A 12,496-nucleotide genomic window follows, 5' to 3' on the forward strand; every position below is an offset into this window, starting at 1 on the left:
TCAGAGCTGCTGGTGCACCGCGGTGGCCAGCTCGAGCAGGACCTGGCGCGGCAGCTTGCCGGCCAGCGCATAGCCGAAGCCCTGGTCCACCCAGTAAAAGCCTGGCACCGGCCCCTGGTCGGTGAAGCGGAACGCGGTTTCCTTGTTGCTGGCCGCCGTCCCGGCATCCTTCACCGCGCCGATGTACAGCGTCACCCGTTCGCCGCTGGCGTTCTGGAACATGAACTGGGCGCGCGCGCCTTCCTCGCCGGGCAGCAGGCGGCCACCGACCAACTCATAGCCCTGGGCGCCCAGCTGCGGCACCTTCAGCGGCCGCCCCAGGCGCTTGGACAGCCACTGCACCAGGTGGTCCTGCTGGGCCGCCGTCACTTCGACCGGGTGCCGCACCTCGGGCATGTAGACCACGTGGGCCACCGCCGCCTGGCGCGCGAACCCGCCGGCGGTGCCGTTGGATGCCAGCGTCGATGCGCTGCCCGGCCACTGGCCGTGCGCCAGCCAGCCGAGGGCGAAGGCCAGGGCCACCGAGGCCGCCATGCCGCCCCAGCGCCACCACTGACCGCCCTGGCGGTGCAGTTCGGCCGTCTGCTGGGCCGCAGCCGCCAGGCCCGCCGGCAGCGGTTCTTCCAGCAGACCGCGATGCATCTGCCGCAAGGCCTCGCGCTGCCTGCGCCAGACGGCGACCGTCGCTGCCGCTTCCGGGTCGGCGTCCACCCGGGCCTGCAGGGCCGCGGCCGCTTCGGGCGGCAGCCGTCCGTCGACCAGGGCGTGCAGTTCGTCTTCAGGGATAGTCATGTCTCAGTCACTTCAAGCGCCGCAGCGGCACACTGGGCTGCTGTCGCGGCGGTGCCCCATCCATCAGCTCGCGCAGCCGCGAGCGCGCCCGCGACAGGCGCGACATCACCGTTCCCACCGGGATGCTCAGCACCTTGGCCGTGTCCTCATAGCTCATGTCTTCCAGCGTGACCAGCAGCAGCACCGCGCGCTGCTCGGCCGGCAGTCGCTTCAGGCAGCGATCCAGGTCCAGCGCCTCGTCGCAAGCCGCCGCGGCGGCCGGAAGCTCCATCTCGGCCTCGTCGATGCTGACCGCGGCCAGGTGGGCCGCCGCGCCGCGCCGCTGGTTCAAATACAGGTTGTGCATCACCGTGAACAGCCAGGCGCGCAGATCGGTGCCGACCACCCACAGCTGCCACTTGGTGCAGGCCCGCTCCAGCGTGTCCTGCACCAGGTCGTCCGCCGCCCAGGCATCGCCGGCCAGCGCGCGCGCATAGCGGCGCAGGCCGGGCATTTGTTCGACGAGCAGTTGGCGGTTCAATTCAGACCAGTCCTGGGGACAGCGCGTTGATGGGCTGCAGCATGGTACCTGCCCGTGCCTCGCCATGGCGGCGGGCCCGGTCGCCCATCAGGTCCCGCGCCGTTTCAAAGGTTCAGGGACGCGCCACTTTCCAGACGTTGTTGAAGCCGTCGCCGGTCTTGTCGCCCGGCTTGGCGTCCTTGGCCCAGAAGTACAGCGGTTTGCCCTTGTAGGCCCATTGCTTGGAACCGTCGTCGCGGGTGACCACGCTGTAGTCGCCGCTGGCCGAATCGGTGGCCGAGGCCATCAGCGGCGGCCAGTTGGCGGCGCAGGGGCCGTTGCACACCGATTTGCCGCTGCCCGCCGCGTCGCGGTCGAAGGTGTACAGCGTCATGCCGTTGGCGCCGGTCAACGCGCCGTCGGTCGCCTTGGCGGGCTGCGCGGCCGACATCGAGGCGCAGGCCACCAGCGCGGCCGCGGCGATCAGGGGAATCAGCTTTTTCATGGGTTCTTTCCAGGTTGTCATGCCCGGATGAACACCTGCAGCCGGCGGTTTATTCCAGCGCGGAGAAAAAAAATCTTCAGCGGTGCCGCGATTTCATGGCCCGCTCGACCTCGCGCTTGCCCTCGCGGTCCTTGATCACGTCACGCTTGTCATGCTCGGCCTTGCCCTTGGCCAGGGCGATCTCGCACTTCACGCGGCCGGACTTCCAGTGCAAATTCAAAGGCACCAAGGTGTATCCCTTGCGCTCGACCTTCCCCATCAGGCGCCTGATCTCATCCTTGTGCATGAGCAGCTTTTTGGTCCGCAAGGCATCGGCCGTCACGTGTGTCGAAGCGGTCTTAAGCGGGTTGATCTGGCAGCCGATGACGAAGAGCTCGCCGTCCTTGATCACCACGTAGCCATCGGTGAGCTGGACCTTGCCTTCGCGCACCGCCTTCACCTCCCAGCCTTGCAGCACCACGCCGGCCTCGTACTTCTCCTCGAAGAAGTAGTTGTAGGCCGCTTTCTTGTTCTCGGCGATGCGGCTCGGGCTTTCGGGCTTCTTGGACATGGACTGACAGATGGGGGCAGGACCCCGTCACTACAATGCCGCGGGGTCCAGCATTCTCCATGAAAACCATCAATAAGTCCGTCCTGATCTGGTACAGCGCGGGGGAGATGTACACCCTGGTCACCGATGTGGCCCGGTATCCCGAGTTCCTGCCGTGGTGCGACCACGCGACGGTGATCAGCACCGACGACTCCGGGATGGTGGCGGAGGTGGGCATCGCCTTCAGCGGCATCCGCCAGACCTTCACGACGCGTAACGACCACGTGCCGGACCGCGAGGTGCGGATGAAACTGCTCGATGGTCCGTTTTCGCGCCTGGACGGCCAGTGGAAGTTCATCCCCTTGGGCGACGGAACCGAGCGAGCCTGCAAGGTGGAACTGCAGCTGAACTACGGCTTCGAGCATGTGACGCTGGGCAAGTTGATCGCCCCGGTGTTCGACAAGATCGCCGCCAGCCTGGTCGATGCCTTCGTCAAGCGCGCCGAGCAGGTCTATGGCTAGGCGTCCGGTGCGATGCGCGTGACCGTGGTCTATTCCCCCGCGCCGCGCGAGGTGCGCGAATGGCTGCTGGAGGTCCCGGCACAGGCCACCGTGTCGATGGCGCTGCAGGCCAGTGGGTTGGGTATCGAGTTTCCGGACGTCGATTGGAAAGCGGCGGCCCTGGGCGTCTGGGGCCGGAAGGCTTCCCTGGCGCAGCCGCTGCGCGAAGATGACCGCATCGAGGTCTACCGCCCGCTGCTGGTCGATCCGAAGCTTGCCCGCCGGGAGCGGTTCCGCAAGCAGGGCGCGCGGGCGGCGGGCCTGTTCGCCCGAAAGAAAAAGTAGGAACAGCGCTTGCCAGAAAGGCGCTGGCTTCAGCCAGGCGCCTTGCAATCGCGGGCGATGATGCCGTCCAGGCGCTTGACTTCGGCCGCGCGCTGGGTGTCGTCCATGAACTCGCGTTCGCCCTTGCTGTTCGTCTGCGTCAGGCGCACGCCCGAGTCGAGGGTCTGCTTGCCTTGTTTGGCACGCTCGCAATTGTCGGCGCGTGCCTTGGCGTGCTCCTCCTCTTTGGCCTTCTTCTTTTCGGCCTCGGCGGCCAGCGCCTGTTTGCGCTTTTCCTCGAGATCCTTGTCCTTGCCGGTCAGTTGGGGGGCGCTCGCCGCGGCGCTGGCGGTGCTCGCGCCGCTGGGAGCGCTGGCGGCCTGCGCGGACGCCGGGACGGCCGCGGATTCCGGAGGGCGGCCGCCGGGCCGCTTGAGGATCTTGTCGGCCGGCACTTCGGCGCCGGGTGGCTGGTCGCTGAACACCTTGCGGCCGCTCTTGTCTACCCACATCCACTGGCCGAAGCAAACAGGCGCGAATACGCAGGCCATTCCAATGACCGTGGCACGGATCAACTGATTCATGTGCGGCAGTTTAGCTCTGCCATATCGCCGAACGCCAGCACCGGCCGGTGCGAGGTGTGCGATGTACGCCACGGCCCGTGGATTGCGGGCGCAGAAAAAGCGGACCGAAGGGCCACGAGTACAATCGTTTTTTTGGAGCTCTGACATGCGCCTATTAGGAAAAGCGCTCACCTTCGACGATGTGTTGCTGGTGCCGGCGTTCTCCCAGGTCCTTCCCAAGGACACCTCCCTCGCGACCCGCCTGTCCAGAAACATCTCGCTGAACCTTCCTTTGGTGTCCGCGGCCATGGACACGGTCACCGAGGCGCGCCTGGCGATCGCCATCGCCCAGGAAGGCGGCATGGGCATCGTCCACAAGAACCTCACCGCCAAGCAGCAGGCCGCCGAAGTGGCGCGCGTGAAGCGCTATGAGTCCGGTGTGCTGCGCGACCCGGTCGTCATCACCCCCTCGCATTCCGTGCGCCAGGTGTTGGACCTGTCGGAACAACTGGGCATTTCGGGCTTTCCGGTGATCGACGCCGGCAAGGTCGTCGGCATCGTCACCGGCCGCGACCTGCGCTTCGAAACCCGCTACGAGGTGCCCGTCAGCCAGATCATGACGCCGCGCGAGAAGCTGGTCACGGTGCGCGAGGGCACCAGTCCGGCCGAGGCCAAGGCGCTCCTGAACAAGCACAAGCTGGAACGCCTGCTGGTGATCAACGACGCCTTCGAGCTGAAGGGCCTGATCACGGTCAAGGACATCACCAAGCAGACCAGCTTTCCCAATGCCGCCCGCGATGCAGCCGGACGCCTGCGCGTGGGCGCCGCGGTAGGCGTGGGCGAGGGCACCGAGGAGCGTGTCGAGGCCTTGGTCAAGGCCGGCGTCGACGCCATCGTGGTCGACACCGCCCATGGCCACAGCAAGGGCGTGATCGAGCGCGTGCGCTGGGTCAAGCGCAACTATCCGGACGTCGACGTGATCGGCGGCAACATCGCCACCGGCGGGGCCGCGCGGGCGCTGGTCGAGGCCGGTGCCGACGCGGTCAAGGTCGGGATCGGCCCCGGCTCCATCTGCACCACCCGCATCGTCGCCGGCGTTGGCGTGCCGCAGGTCACCGCCATCGACAACGTCGCCACGGCGCTGGCCGGCACGGGCGTGCCGCTGATCGCCGACGGCGGCGTCCGCTACTCGGGCGACATCGCCAAGGCGATTGCCGCCGGCGCGAGCACCGTCATGATGGGCGGCATGTTCGCCGGCACCGAGGAGGCGCCGGGCGAGATCGTCCTGTACCAGGGCCGCAGCTACAAGAGCTACCGCGGCATGGGCTCGATCGGCGCCATGCAGCAGGGCAGCGCCGACCGCTACTTCCAGGAAGCGACCAGCGGCAACCCGAACGCCGACAAACTGGTGCCCGAGGGCATCGAAGGCCGCGTGCCGTACAAGGGCTCGCTGGTCACCATCGTCTTCCAGCTGGCCGGCGGCGTGCGCGCGGCCATGGGCTACTGCGGCTGCGCCACCATCGAGGACATGCGCAGCACCGCCGAATTCGTCCAGATCACCGCAGCCGGGATGCGCGAGAGCCACGTGCACGACGTGCAGATCACCAAGGAAGCGCCCAACTACCGCGCGGAATGAGCGGGCCGGTCTCGATGCAACACGACAAGATCCTTATTCTCGATTTCGGCTCGCAGGTCACGCAGCTGATCGCGCGCCGCGTGCGCGAGGCGCATGTGTACTGCGAAGTCCATCCCTGCGACGTGGGCGACGACTGGGTGCGCTCCTTCGCCGCGGACGGCCGGCTCAAAGGCGTGATCCTTTCGGGCAGCCACGCCAGCCTGTGGGAAGACGAGACCCTGCGCGCGCCGCGCGCGGTGTTCGAGCTCGGCATCCCGGTGCTGGGCATCTGCTTCGGCATGTACGCCATCGCCGAGGCGCTCGGCGGCAAGGTCGACAGCAGCCAGAAACGCGAGTTCGGCTACGCCGAAGTGCGGGCGCGCGGCCACACGAGGCTGCTGGATGGCATCCAGGACTACGTCACGGCCGAGGGCCACGGCATGCTGCACGTGTGGATGAGCCACGGCGACAAGGTCACCGAGATGCCGGCCGGCTTCAAGTTGATGGCCTCCACGCCCTCGTGCCCGATCGCCGGCATGGCCGACGACGAACGGCGCATCTACGGCGTGCAGTTCCACCCTGAAGTCACGCACACCTCGCAGGGCCGCGCGATTCTCGAGCGCTTCGTGCTGGGCATCTGCCAGGCGCAGCCGGACTGGATCATGCGCGACCACATTGAGGAGGCGGTGCAAGCGATCCGCCGCCAGGTCGGCGACGAGGAAGTGATCCTGGGCCTGTCGGGCGGCGTCGACTCCTCCGTGGCCGCGGCCCTGATCCACCGCGCCATCGGCGACCAGCTCACCTGCGTCTTCGTGGACCACGGCCTGCTGCGCCTGAACGAGGGGGACATGGTCATGGACATGTTCGCGGGCAAGCTGCACGCCAAGGTCGTGCGGGTGGACGCGAGCGAGCTGTTCCTGGGCCAGCTGGCGGGCGTGAGCGACCCCGAAGCCAAGCGCAAGATCATCGGCCGCGAATTCGTCGAGGTTTTCAAGGCCGAGGCCGCGAAGATCAAGCAGACGCACTCGCGCCAGGTGGCCTGGCTGGCGCAGGGCACCATCTACCCGGATGTGATCGAATCCGGCGGCGCCAAGAGCAAGAAGGCTGTCACGATCAAGAGCCACCACAACGTGGGCGGCTTGCCCGAGCAGCTCGGGCTGAAGCTGCTGGAGCCCCTGCGCGACCTGTTCAAGGACGAAGTGCGCGAACTGGGCGTGGCTTTGGGCCTGCCCCCCGAGATGGTGTACCGCCACCCGTTCCCCGGCCCCGGCCTGGGCGTGCGCATCCTGGGCGAAGTGAAGAAGGAATACGCCGACCTGCTGCGCCGGGCCGATGCCATCTTCATCGAGGAACTGCGTAATTTCGAGGATCCGCAGACCGGCAAGAGCTGGTACGACCAGACCAGCCAGGCCTTCACCGTGTTCCTGCCGGTCAAGAGCGTGGGCGTGATGGGCGATGGCCGCACCTACGACTACGTGGTGGCCCTGCGCGCGGTGCAGACCAGCGACTTCATGACCGCCGACTGGGCCGAGCTGCCGTACGCGCTGCTCAAGAAGGTGTCCAGCCGCATCATCAATGAGGTGCGCGGCATCAACCGCGTCACCTACGACGTCTCCAGCAAACCGCCGGCAACCATCGAGTGGGAGTAGGCATGTACCTGCCGCCGCACTTCAAATCCACGGACGCGAAGGTCGCGGCGCAGCTGATGCGCTCCCATCCGTTCGCCAGCCTCGTCTCCATCGACGACGACGGGCTGCCCTTCATCACCCACCTCCCGCTGCACCTGGACGGCGAGGGCGAGCCCTTCGTACTCTGGGGGCACTGCGCCAAGCCGAATCCGCACTGGCGCTACCTGCAGGCGCGGCCGACCGCCGTGGTGGCCTTCATGGGGCCGCATGCCTACCAGTCCCCGAAGATCTACCCGGACCTGGCCCGGGTGCCGAGCTGGAACTACCTCGCGGTGCATTGCAAGGTCGAGGCCCGGCTGGTCGAGACACCGGAAGCCAAGGATGCCCTGCTCAAGAAGCTGATCGGCGACCACGAGCCGCCGTACGCTGAACAATGGCGCGGCCTGGGCGAGGAATTCGCGCACAAGATGCTGGCCGGCATCGTGGGATTCGAGTTGCGCGTGCGCGAATGGCAGTGCAAGCTCAAGATCAACCAGCATCGGCCCGAGTCGCATGCCAAGCTGAAGGCGGGTTACCGGTCCGGCAGCGAGGACGAGCGCGAACTCGCGCACTGGATGGACCGGCTCGGCTTAGGAGGGTGACATGAGGACGATTTTCGGGGTACTGGGCCTTTTGGTCGTGGTGGCGGTCGTGGGCGTGCTGGTCAAGAAACAACTGGGAGCCGCAACCGGGTCGGCCGCTGCCTTGTCGGCGCCTGCGGGAACCGCACCGATGCAACAGGTGCAGCAGGTCCAGCGCGCGGTCGAAGCAGCCGTGCAGCAGGCGCGGCCCGACGGCAGCAGGTGAACGACCAGGCCTTCATGGCCCTCGCGCTGGAACAGGCGCGGGAAGCCGCGGCAGCCGGCGAAGTGCCCGTGGGCGCCGTGCTGGTCCGGGAAGGCGAGGTGATCGCGGCGGGCCGCAACGCGCCCGTCGGCGACAGCGATCCCACGGCGCACGCCGAGATCGTGGCGCTGCGCGCCGCCGCCCGCGCCATCGGCAACTACCGGCTCGACGGCTGCACGCTCTACGTGACGCTTGAGCCCTGCGCGATGTGCGCCGGTGCGATGATGCACGCACGGCTCGCACGCGTGGTGTATGGCGCGTCCGACCCCAAGACCGGCGCCGCCGGCTCGGTGGTGGACCTGTTCGCGCAGCGGCGGCTCAACCACCACACCGAGGTCGAAGGCGGGGTGATGGGCGACGCCTGCGGCAGCCTGCTGGCCGATTTCTTCAAAGGACGACGCATGGAAGATCGAGCCACGGGCCAGCCGCTGCGCGAAGACGCGGTGCGCACCCCCGAGGACCGCTTTGCCGGCTTGCCGGGATACCCCTGGGAGGCCCGCTACCTGAACGACCTGCCGGCGCTGGCCGGGCTGCGCATGCACTACCTGGACGAAGGTCCGCGCGATGCGCCCCTGACCTGGCTGTGCCTGCACGGCAACCCCGCCTGGAGCTACCTGTACCGCAAGATGATCCCGGTCTTCACGGAAGCCGGACATCGCGTGGTGGCCCCGGACATGATCGGTTTCGGCAAGAGCGACAAACCCAAGAAGGATGCGGCGCACGCCTTCAGCTGGCACCGGCAGGTGCTGCTCGAGTTCGTGGAGCGGCTGGACCTGCGCCATGTGGTGCTGGTGGTGCAGGACTGGGGCGGGCTGCTGGGGCTGACACTGCCCATGGCGGCGCCGGCGCGCTACCACGGCCTGCTGGTGATGAATACGGCGCTGGGCACGGGCGATGCGCCGCTCAGTCCCGGCTTCCTGGCCTGGCGTGAGATGTGCGCCAAGAACCCCGAATTCGACGTCGCGCGCCTGTTCGGGCGCGGCAATCCGCAGATGAGCGCCGCCGAGTGCCTCGCCTACAACGCGCCGTTCCCGGACCGCGGGCATCGCGCCGCCTTGCGCGCCTTCCCGCCCATGGTGCCCGAGTCGCCGCAAGCCGATGGCGCCGCGGTGTCGCGCCAGGCGCGCGAGTTCTGGCAGAGGGACTGGAGCGGCCGCAGCCTGATGGCCATCGGCGCGCAGGACCCGGTGCTGGGCGCGCCCGTCATGCAGGCCTTGCGGCAGGTGATTCGCGGATGCCCCGAGCCCATGGTCCTGGAGCAGGCCGGGCACTTCGTGCAGGAGCACGGCGAGCAGATCGCGCGCGCGGCGGTGGGATACTTCCGCCCGTGAAAAAGAAGATCTACGTTTTTTCCCCTTCCAGTGCCGTTCGCGACAAGTCCGTGATCCGCCGCGGCGTGCAGCGCCTCAAGGCCCTGGGCCACGAGGTGGAACTGGATGAAGCGGCATTTGCCACGCGCATGCGTTTCGCCGGTGACGACGAGGTGCGCCTGGCAGGCATCGCCCGCGCCACCGCCAGCGGCGCCGACGTGGCCATCACCACGCGCGGCGGCTACGGCCTCACGCGCCTGCTGCCGGGCATTCCCTACAAGCAGGTCGCCAAGGCGATCGATCGCGGCATGGTGTTCGTCGGCCTGAGCGACTTCACCGCCTTCCAGAACGCGGTGCTCGCCAAAACCGGCGCGGTCACCTGGGCCGGCCCGGCCGTCGGCGAGGACTTTGGCGTCGAGGGCGAACCCGACGACATCATGCAGGCCTGCTTCGAGGACCTGGTGAGCGGGCAGGGCGAGGGCACGGGCTGGCAACTGCCGCGCAGCGAGGCGCGCGCGGAGCCGTTCGAGATCCAGGGCCTGCTGTGGGGCGGCAACCTGGCGATGATCGCCTCCCTGGTCGGCACCCCCTGGCTGCCGCAGGCACGCGGCGGCATCCTGTTCCTGGAGGACATCGCCGAACACCCCTACCGGATCGAGCGAATGCTGGCCCAGCTTCTCCATGCCGGCGTGCTCGCGCGGCAGAAGGCCATCCTGCTCGGGCACTTCAACAACTACAAGCTCTATCCCCACGACCGCGGCTACCGTTTCCAGACGGTGGTCGACTGGCTGCGCTCGCAAGTCAAGGCGCCGGTCTTCACCGGCCTGCCGTTTGGCCACGTTCCGACCAAAGTCTGCCTGCCGGTGGGCGAAAAGGTTCACCTGGCGGTCGAAGGCCGCGATGCGTTCGTGCTTTGGGGACACCGCCACTGAAGGGCGGGAAGGCGCCGAAGGCCCTAGTTCACCAGCGGACTGGGGCGCGACATCTGGTTGCTGGGCAGCAGGCCGTGGAACTGTTCGGTGATGCCGGCGATTTTCCGGCGCGCCGCCACTTCACCGTGCAGCGCGGCCAGCGAAGCCATCAGGTCGCCGCGCAGGTACCACAACGCCTGGATATCGTCCGCATAGCGAATGCGCCGGATCACCTGCGGGAACTGCTTGTGGCCGGGGTCACCCAATGCGTCCAGCATGGACTCGCGGATGTCCTCGACGCCGTCCAGCAGCACGGAGTCCGAGGGCGTCCGCGAACTGCCCAGCATGCCGAAGATGCTGTTTCTCAAACGGTTCTTGAACCAGCCCATTGAGTGAGTAATAGAGTTGCAGACTGCTGTTTACAAATTTATTCGCTGGCTGTGCAAACGGCAAGCAAGGCGTGTCGAATGCATCACGCAAAACAACAGTTAGTATAAAAACAATTGGTAACTAGCTGTTAGCAAAGGGTTTTTCCACCCGCAAAACGCACCAAGATGAACCGCCCGACGCTCTACCACTGCCGCCAGGCCCGCTCGTTCCGTGTCCTGTGGATGCTCGAAGAACTCGGGCTGGACTACGAACTGCACCTGCTGCCGTTTCCGCCCCGGGTGCATGCCCGCGGGTACCTCGCGATCAACCCCCTGGGAACCATACCGTACTACGTCGATGATGACGTGCGGATGACGGAGTCCAGCATGATCTGCCACTACCTCGCGCAGCGGCAAAGCCGTCCCAGGCTTTGCATCGATCCCGGCGAACCGGGCTATGCCGCCTACCTGAACTTCGTCAGCTACGGCGAAGCCACGCTGACCTTTCCGCTGGCGGTGCATCTGCGCTACACGCGGGTGGAGCCCGAGGAACGCAGGCTGCCGCAGGCGGCCGAAGACTACCGGCGCTTCTTCAGCGGCCGCCTGCGATGGATCGAGGACCCATTGCAACGAAATGACTACCTCTGCGGCGAACGCTTCACCGCCGCCGACGTGTCGGTCGGGTACGCGCTGCGGCTAGCGAGCACTCTGGGCCTGGAGGCCGCGTACACACCCGCGGTCAAGGCCTACCTCGCTCGGCTCGAGGCCCGGCCGGCATTCGGCCGGGCGGTGGCTGCCGAAGGCGGCACGGTGGGCGATCCTTTCTGATCGCACCCCTACGCGCCAAGGTCCCGGTCCTTACTTCGCTGCCGCGATATCCACCCGGCGCGCTTCGGCATCAGAGCCCGCAGCGCCGATCTCGACGAACATCGGCTCCTTCATGCCCACACGGTCGGGGGCCACGCCGGCCGACTCGAGCGCAGACTTCACGGCACCGGCGCGCTTCTTCGCCAGTGCCTCGTTGGCGGCGGTGTCGCCGGTCTTGTCGGTGAAGCCCGTCAGGTCGACCTTGGCCGAGGGGTTGGCCTTCAGCGCACTGGCCACGGACTGGATGAGCGTCGTGCTGTCGGGACCGAGCTCCGACTTGCCGGTCTCGAAGTAGATCTTGGCGGGCAAGCTCGCAGGCGCCGCGCCCATGGCGGTCGTCGACGGCGCTGCTGCGGTCGGAGGATCGACCGCCGGTGCCGGCGTTGCCAGGCCCGCCGACCCGGTCGAGGTTGACGGCGCCGTCGCGACGGCCGGCGCCGAAGCCTTGTCACCGCCGAAGCGAGGAAGCATCGACAGCAGCACCGCCGCGACGACGGCCGCCAGCGCCCAGGGCATCCAGCGCCTGGATCCCGAAGTGGACGCCACCGCGGCCGAGGCGGTGGCGGCCGTGGCCGCCGATGCGCGCGCCGTCGTCGCCGCCGCGCCGCGCGCCACGCCGGCGGCGGTGTCGCCCAGGCCGGAGAGCAGGCTGGATGGCGAGCCGAGCCCCATCGCCGATGTCAGGCGCGGATCGAGCTTGCCATCGAGGAAGTTCTTCTGGCCGGCGAACAGCCCAGCCACGTCGCCGGCGCCCATGCGCTTCTCGCCAAAGAAGCGCTTCAACACGCCCAGGATGAGCGGAACCAACATTGCCAGCAGATTGGTCGCACTGCCCATCTTCATGCCGGTCATGCCGGCAAGGGCACTGGCGATGTTCGAGGTCTTGTCCGATCCGAACAGGCCGCCCAAAAGGCTGCTGCCTTGCTGCAGCAGGGCACTCGAGTCGCCCGAGCTCAACATGTTCCCGATGATTCCCGGCAACCCTGCGTCCACCTCGGGACCATTGATCAAGGACAGCAGGTTGGCTGCGCCGGAGGGCGTGGAGGCCTTGGAAGCCATGCCACCCAGCAAGGCGGGCACCAAGGCGCCGATCCCCGCCTGCACGGCGGAATCACGCTCCCCCAGCACCTTCGAAAGGCCCTGGACGGTATCGGGCGTGATGGCGCTGGAAATCAGTTCGACGAGATTGACGGCCATGGC

16 protein-coding genes are annotated in these 12,496 nt (G+C 67.5%); 9 read left to right on the plus strand and 7 right to left on the minus strand.

Features of this window, described 5'->3' with window-relative positions; genetic code table 11:
* The 4 genes from UC35_RS21895 to smpB all read right to left on the minus strand — a co-directional run bounded on the left by UC35_RS21895 (position 1) and on the right by smpB (position 2,346).
* Entirely contained in the window at positions 1-792 is a 792-nt protein-coding gene (locus UC35_RS21895) for an anti-sigma factor family protein (protein ID WP_061503419.1), read from the minus strand.
* A 7-nt stretch (positions 793-799) separates the two neighbouring features.
* On the minus strand, positions 800-1,312 hold the full coding sequence (locus UC35_RS21900; protein WP_061503420.1) for a sigma-70 family RNA polymerase sigma factor: 513 nt from the start codon (positions 1,310-1,312) through the stop codon (positions 800-802).
* A 112-nt stretch (positions 1,313-1,424) separates the two neighbouring features.
* Positions 1,425-1,796, minus strand: a complete 372-nt coding sequence (locus tag UC35_RS21905; protein WP_061503421.1) for a hypothetical protein — start codon at positions 1,794-1,796, stop codon at positions 1,425-1,427.
* A gap of 76 nt (positions 1,797-1,872) precedes the next feature.
* Entirely contained in the window at positions 1,873-2,346 is a 474-nt protein-coding gene (gene smpB, locus UC35_RS21910) for an SsrA-binding protein SmpB (RefSeq protein WP_061503422.1), read from the minus strand.
* A 59-nt stretch (positions 2,347-2,405) separates the two neighbouring features.
* On the opposite strand from smpB, the gene UC35_RS21915 reads away from it, so the two are divergent.
* Together UC35_RS21915 and UC35_RS21920 are read left to right on the plus strand one after the other, a co-directional pair.
* The gene (locus UC35_RS21915; RefSeq protein ID WP_061503423.1) at positions 2,406-2,846 is read left to right on the plus strand and encodes a type II toxin-antitoxin system RatA family toxin; all 441 of its coding nucleotides are present in this window, start codon (positions 2,406-2,408) and stop codon (positions 2,844-2,846) included.
* A gap of 12 nt (positions 2,847-2,858) precedes the next feature.
* A complete protein-coding gene (locus UC35_RS21920; RefSeq protein ID WP_061503424.1) occupies positions 2,859-3,170 on the plus strand; it encodes an RnfH family protein in 312 nt (103 codons plus the stop codon).
* A gap of 29 nt (positions 3,171-3,199) precedes the next feature.
* Here UC35_RS21920 and UC35_RS21925 read toward each other — a convergent pair whose 3' ends face one another.
* A complete protein-coding gene (locus UC35_RS21925; protein WP_227820405.1) occupies positions 3,200-3,880 on the minus strand; it encodes a DUF4124 domain-containing protein in 681 nt (226 codons plus the stop codon).
* Between UC35_RS21925 and guaB the strand changes: the two genes are divergently transcribed.
* From guaB to UC35_RS21955, 6 genes are read left to right on the plus strand one after another with little or no spacing between them, the layout of a single operon-like run.
* Complete coding sequence (guaB, locus tag UC35_RS21930) at positions 3,879-5,348, plus strand: IMP dehydrogenase (protein WP_061503426.1); 1,470 nt, start codon at positions 3,879-3,881, stop codon at positions 5,346-5,348. The two genes, UC35_RS21925 and guaB, sit on opposite strands and share 2 nt — an antisense overlap.
* Positions 5,349-5,362: 14 nt before the next feature.
* The gene (gene guaA, locus UC35_RS21935) at positions 5,363-6,976 is read left to right on the plus strand and encodes a glutamine-hydrolyzing GMP synthase (protein ID WP_061503427.1); all 1,614 of its coding nucleotides are present in this window, start codon (positions 5,363-5,365) and stop codon (positions 6,974-6,976) included.
* A 2-nt stretch (positions 6,977-6,978) separates the two neighbouring features.
* The gene (locus UC35_RS21940; RefSeq protein WP_061503428.1) at positions 6,979-7,596 is read left to right on the plus strand and encodes an FMN-binding negative transcriptional regulator; all 618 of its coding nucleotides are present in this window, start codon (positions 6,979-6,981) and stop codon (positions 7,594-7,596) included.
* 1 nt (position 7,597) lies between these two features.
* The gene (locus UC35_RS21945; protein WP_061503429.1) at positions 7,598-7,801 is read left to right on the plus strand and encodes a hypothetical protein; all 204 of its coding nucleotides are present in this window, start codon (positions 7,598-7,600) and stop codon (positions 7,799-7,801) included.
* Entirely contained in the window at positions 7,798-9,171 is a 1,374-nt protein-coding gene (tadA, locus tag UC35_RS21950; RefSeq protein ID WP_082793438.1) for a tRNA adenosine(34) deaminase TadA, read from the plus strand. Before UC35_RS21945 ends, tadA begins: the two co-directional genes overlap by 4 nt.
* Entirely contained in the window at positions 9,168-10,082 is a 915-nt protein-coding gene (locus UC35_RS21955; RefSeq protein ID WP_061503430.1) for an LD-carboxypeptidase, read from the plus strand. The genes tadA and UC35_RS21955 overlap by 4 nt, the downstream gene beginning before the upstream one ends.
* A gap of 23 nt (positions 10,083-10,105) precedes the next feature.
* Here UC35_RS21955 and UC35_RS21960 read toward each other — a convergent pair whose 3' ends face one another.
* Positions 10,106-10,429 carry a hypothetical protein gene (locus UC35_RS21960; RefSeq protein WP_227820406.1) on the minus strand — a complete coding sequence of 108 codons (324 nt, stop codon included), beginning with the start codon at positions 10,427-10,429 and terminating at the stop codon, positions 10,106-10,108.
* Between the two features lie 186 nt (positions 10,430-10,615).
* On the opposite strand from UC35_RS21960, the gene UC35_RS21965 reads away from it, so the two are divergent.
* A complete protein-coding gene (locus tag UC35_RS21965; protein ID WP_061503432.1) occupies positions 10,616-11,257 on the plus strand; it encodes a glutathione S-transferase family protein in 642 nt (213 codons plus the stop codon).
* A 30-nt stretch (positions 11,258-11,287) separates the two neighbouring features.
* On the opposite strand, the gene UC35_RS21970 is transcribed toward UC35_RS21965, so the two are convergent.
* On the minus strand, positions 11,288-12,493 hold the full coding sequence (locus UC35_RS21970) for an OmpA family protein (RefSeq protein ID WP_061503433.1): 1,206 nt from the start codon (positions 12,491-12,493) through the stop codon (positions 11,288-11,290).
* Positions 12,494-12,496: the final 3 nt, after the last annotated feature.

Source organism: Ramlibacter tataouinensis (assembly GCF_001580455.1).
Lineage (GTDB): Bacteria > Pseudomonadota > Gammaproteobacteria > Burkholderiales > Burkholderiaceae_C > Ramlibacter > Ramlibacter tataouinensis_B.

Bases quoted from the DNA above. Each gene is read 5' to 3' on its own strand.
- guaA (WP_061503427.1), top strand. From the start codon at position 5,363: ATGCAACACGACAAGATCCTTATTCTCGATTTCGGCTCGCAGGTCACG.
- UC35_RS21970 (WP_061503433.1), bottom strand. From the start codon at position 12,493: ATGGCCGTCAATCTCGTCGAACTGATTTCCAGCGCCATCACGCCCGAT.
- UC35_RS21920 (WP_061503424.1), top strand. From the start codon at position 2,859: ATGCGCGTGACCGTGGTCTATTCCCCCGCGCCGCGCGAGGTGCGCGAA.
- UC35_RS21940 (WP_061503428.1), top strand. From the start codon at position 6,979: ATGTACCTGCCGCCGCACTTCAAATCCACGGACGCGAAGGTCGCGGCG.
- UC35_RS21905 (WP_061503421.1), bottom strand. From the start codon at position 1,796: ATGAAAAAGCTGATTCCCCTGATCGCCGCGGCCGCGCTGGTGGCCTGC.
- smpB (WP_061503422.1), bottom strand. From the start codon at position 2,346: ATGTCCAAGAAGCCCGAAAGCCCGAGCCGCATCGCCGAGAACAAGAAA.
- UC35_RS21915 (WP_061503423.1), top strand. From the start codon at position 2,406: ATGAAAACCATCAATAAGTCCGTCCTGATCTGGTACAGCGCGGGGGAG.
- UC35_RS21895 (WP_061503419.1), bottom strand. From the start codon at position 792: ATGACTATCCCTGAAGACGAACTGCACGCCCTGGTCGACGGACGGCTG.
- guaB (WP_061503426.1), top strand. From the start codon at position 3,879: ATGCGCCTATTAGGAAAAGCGCTCACCTTCGACGATGTGTTGCTGGTG.
- UC35_RS21965 (WP_061503432.1), top strand. From the start codon at position 10,616: ATGAACCGCCCGACGCTCTACCACTGCCGCCAGGCCCGCTCGTTCCGT.
- UC35_RS21945 (WP_061503429.1), top strand. From the start codon at position 7,598: ATGAGGACGATTTTCGGGGTACTGGGCCTTTTGGTCGTGGTGGCGGTC.
- UC35_RS21925 (WP_227820405.1), bottom strand. From the start codon at position 3,880: ATGTCAGAGCTCCAAAAAAACGATTGTACTCGTGGCCCTTCGGTCCGC.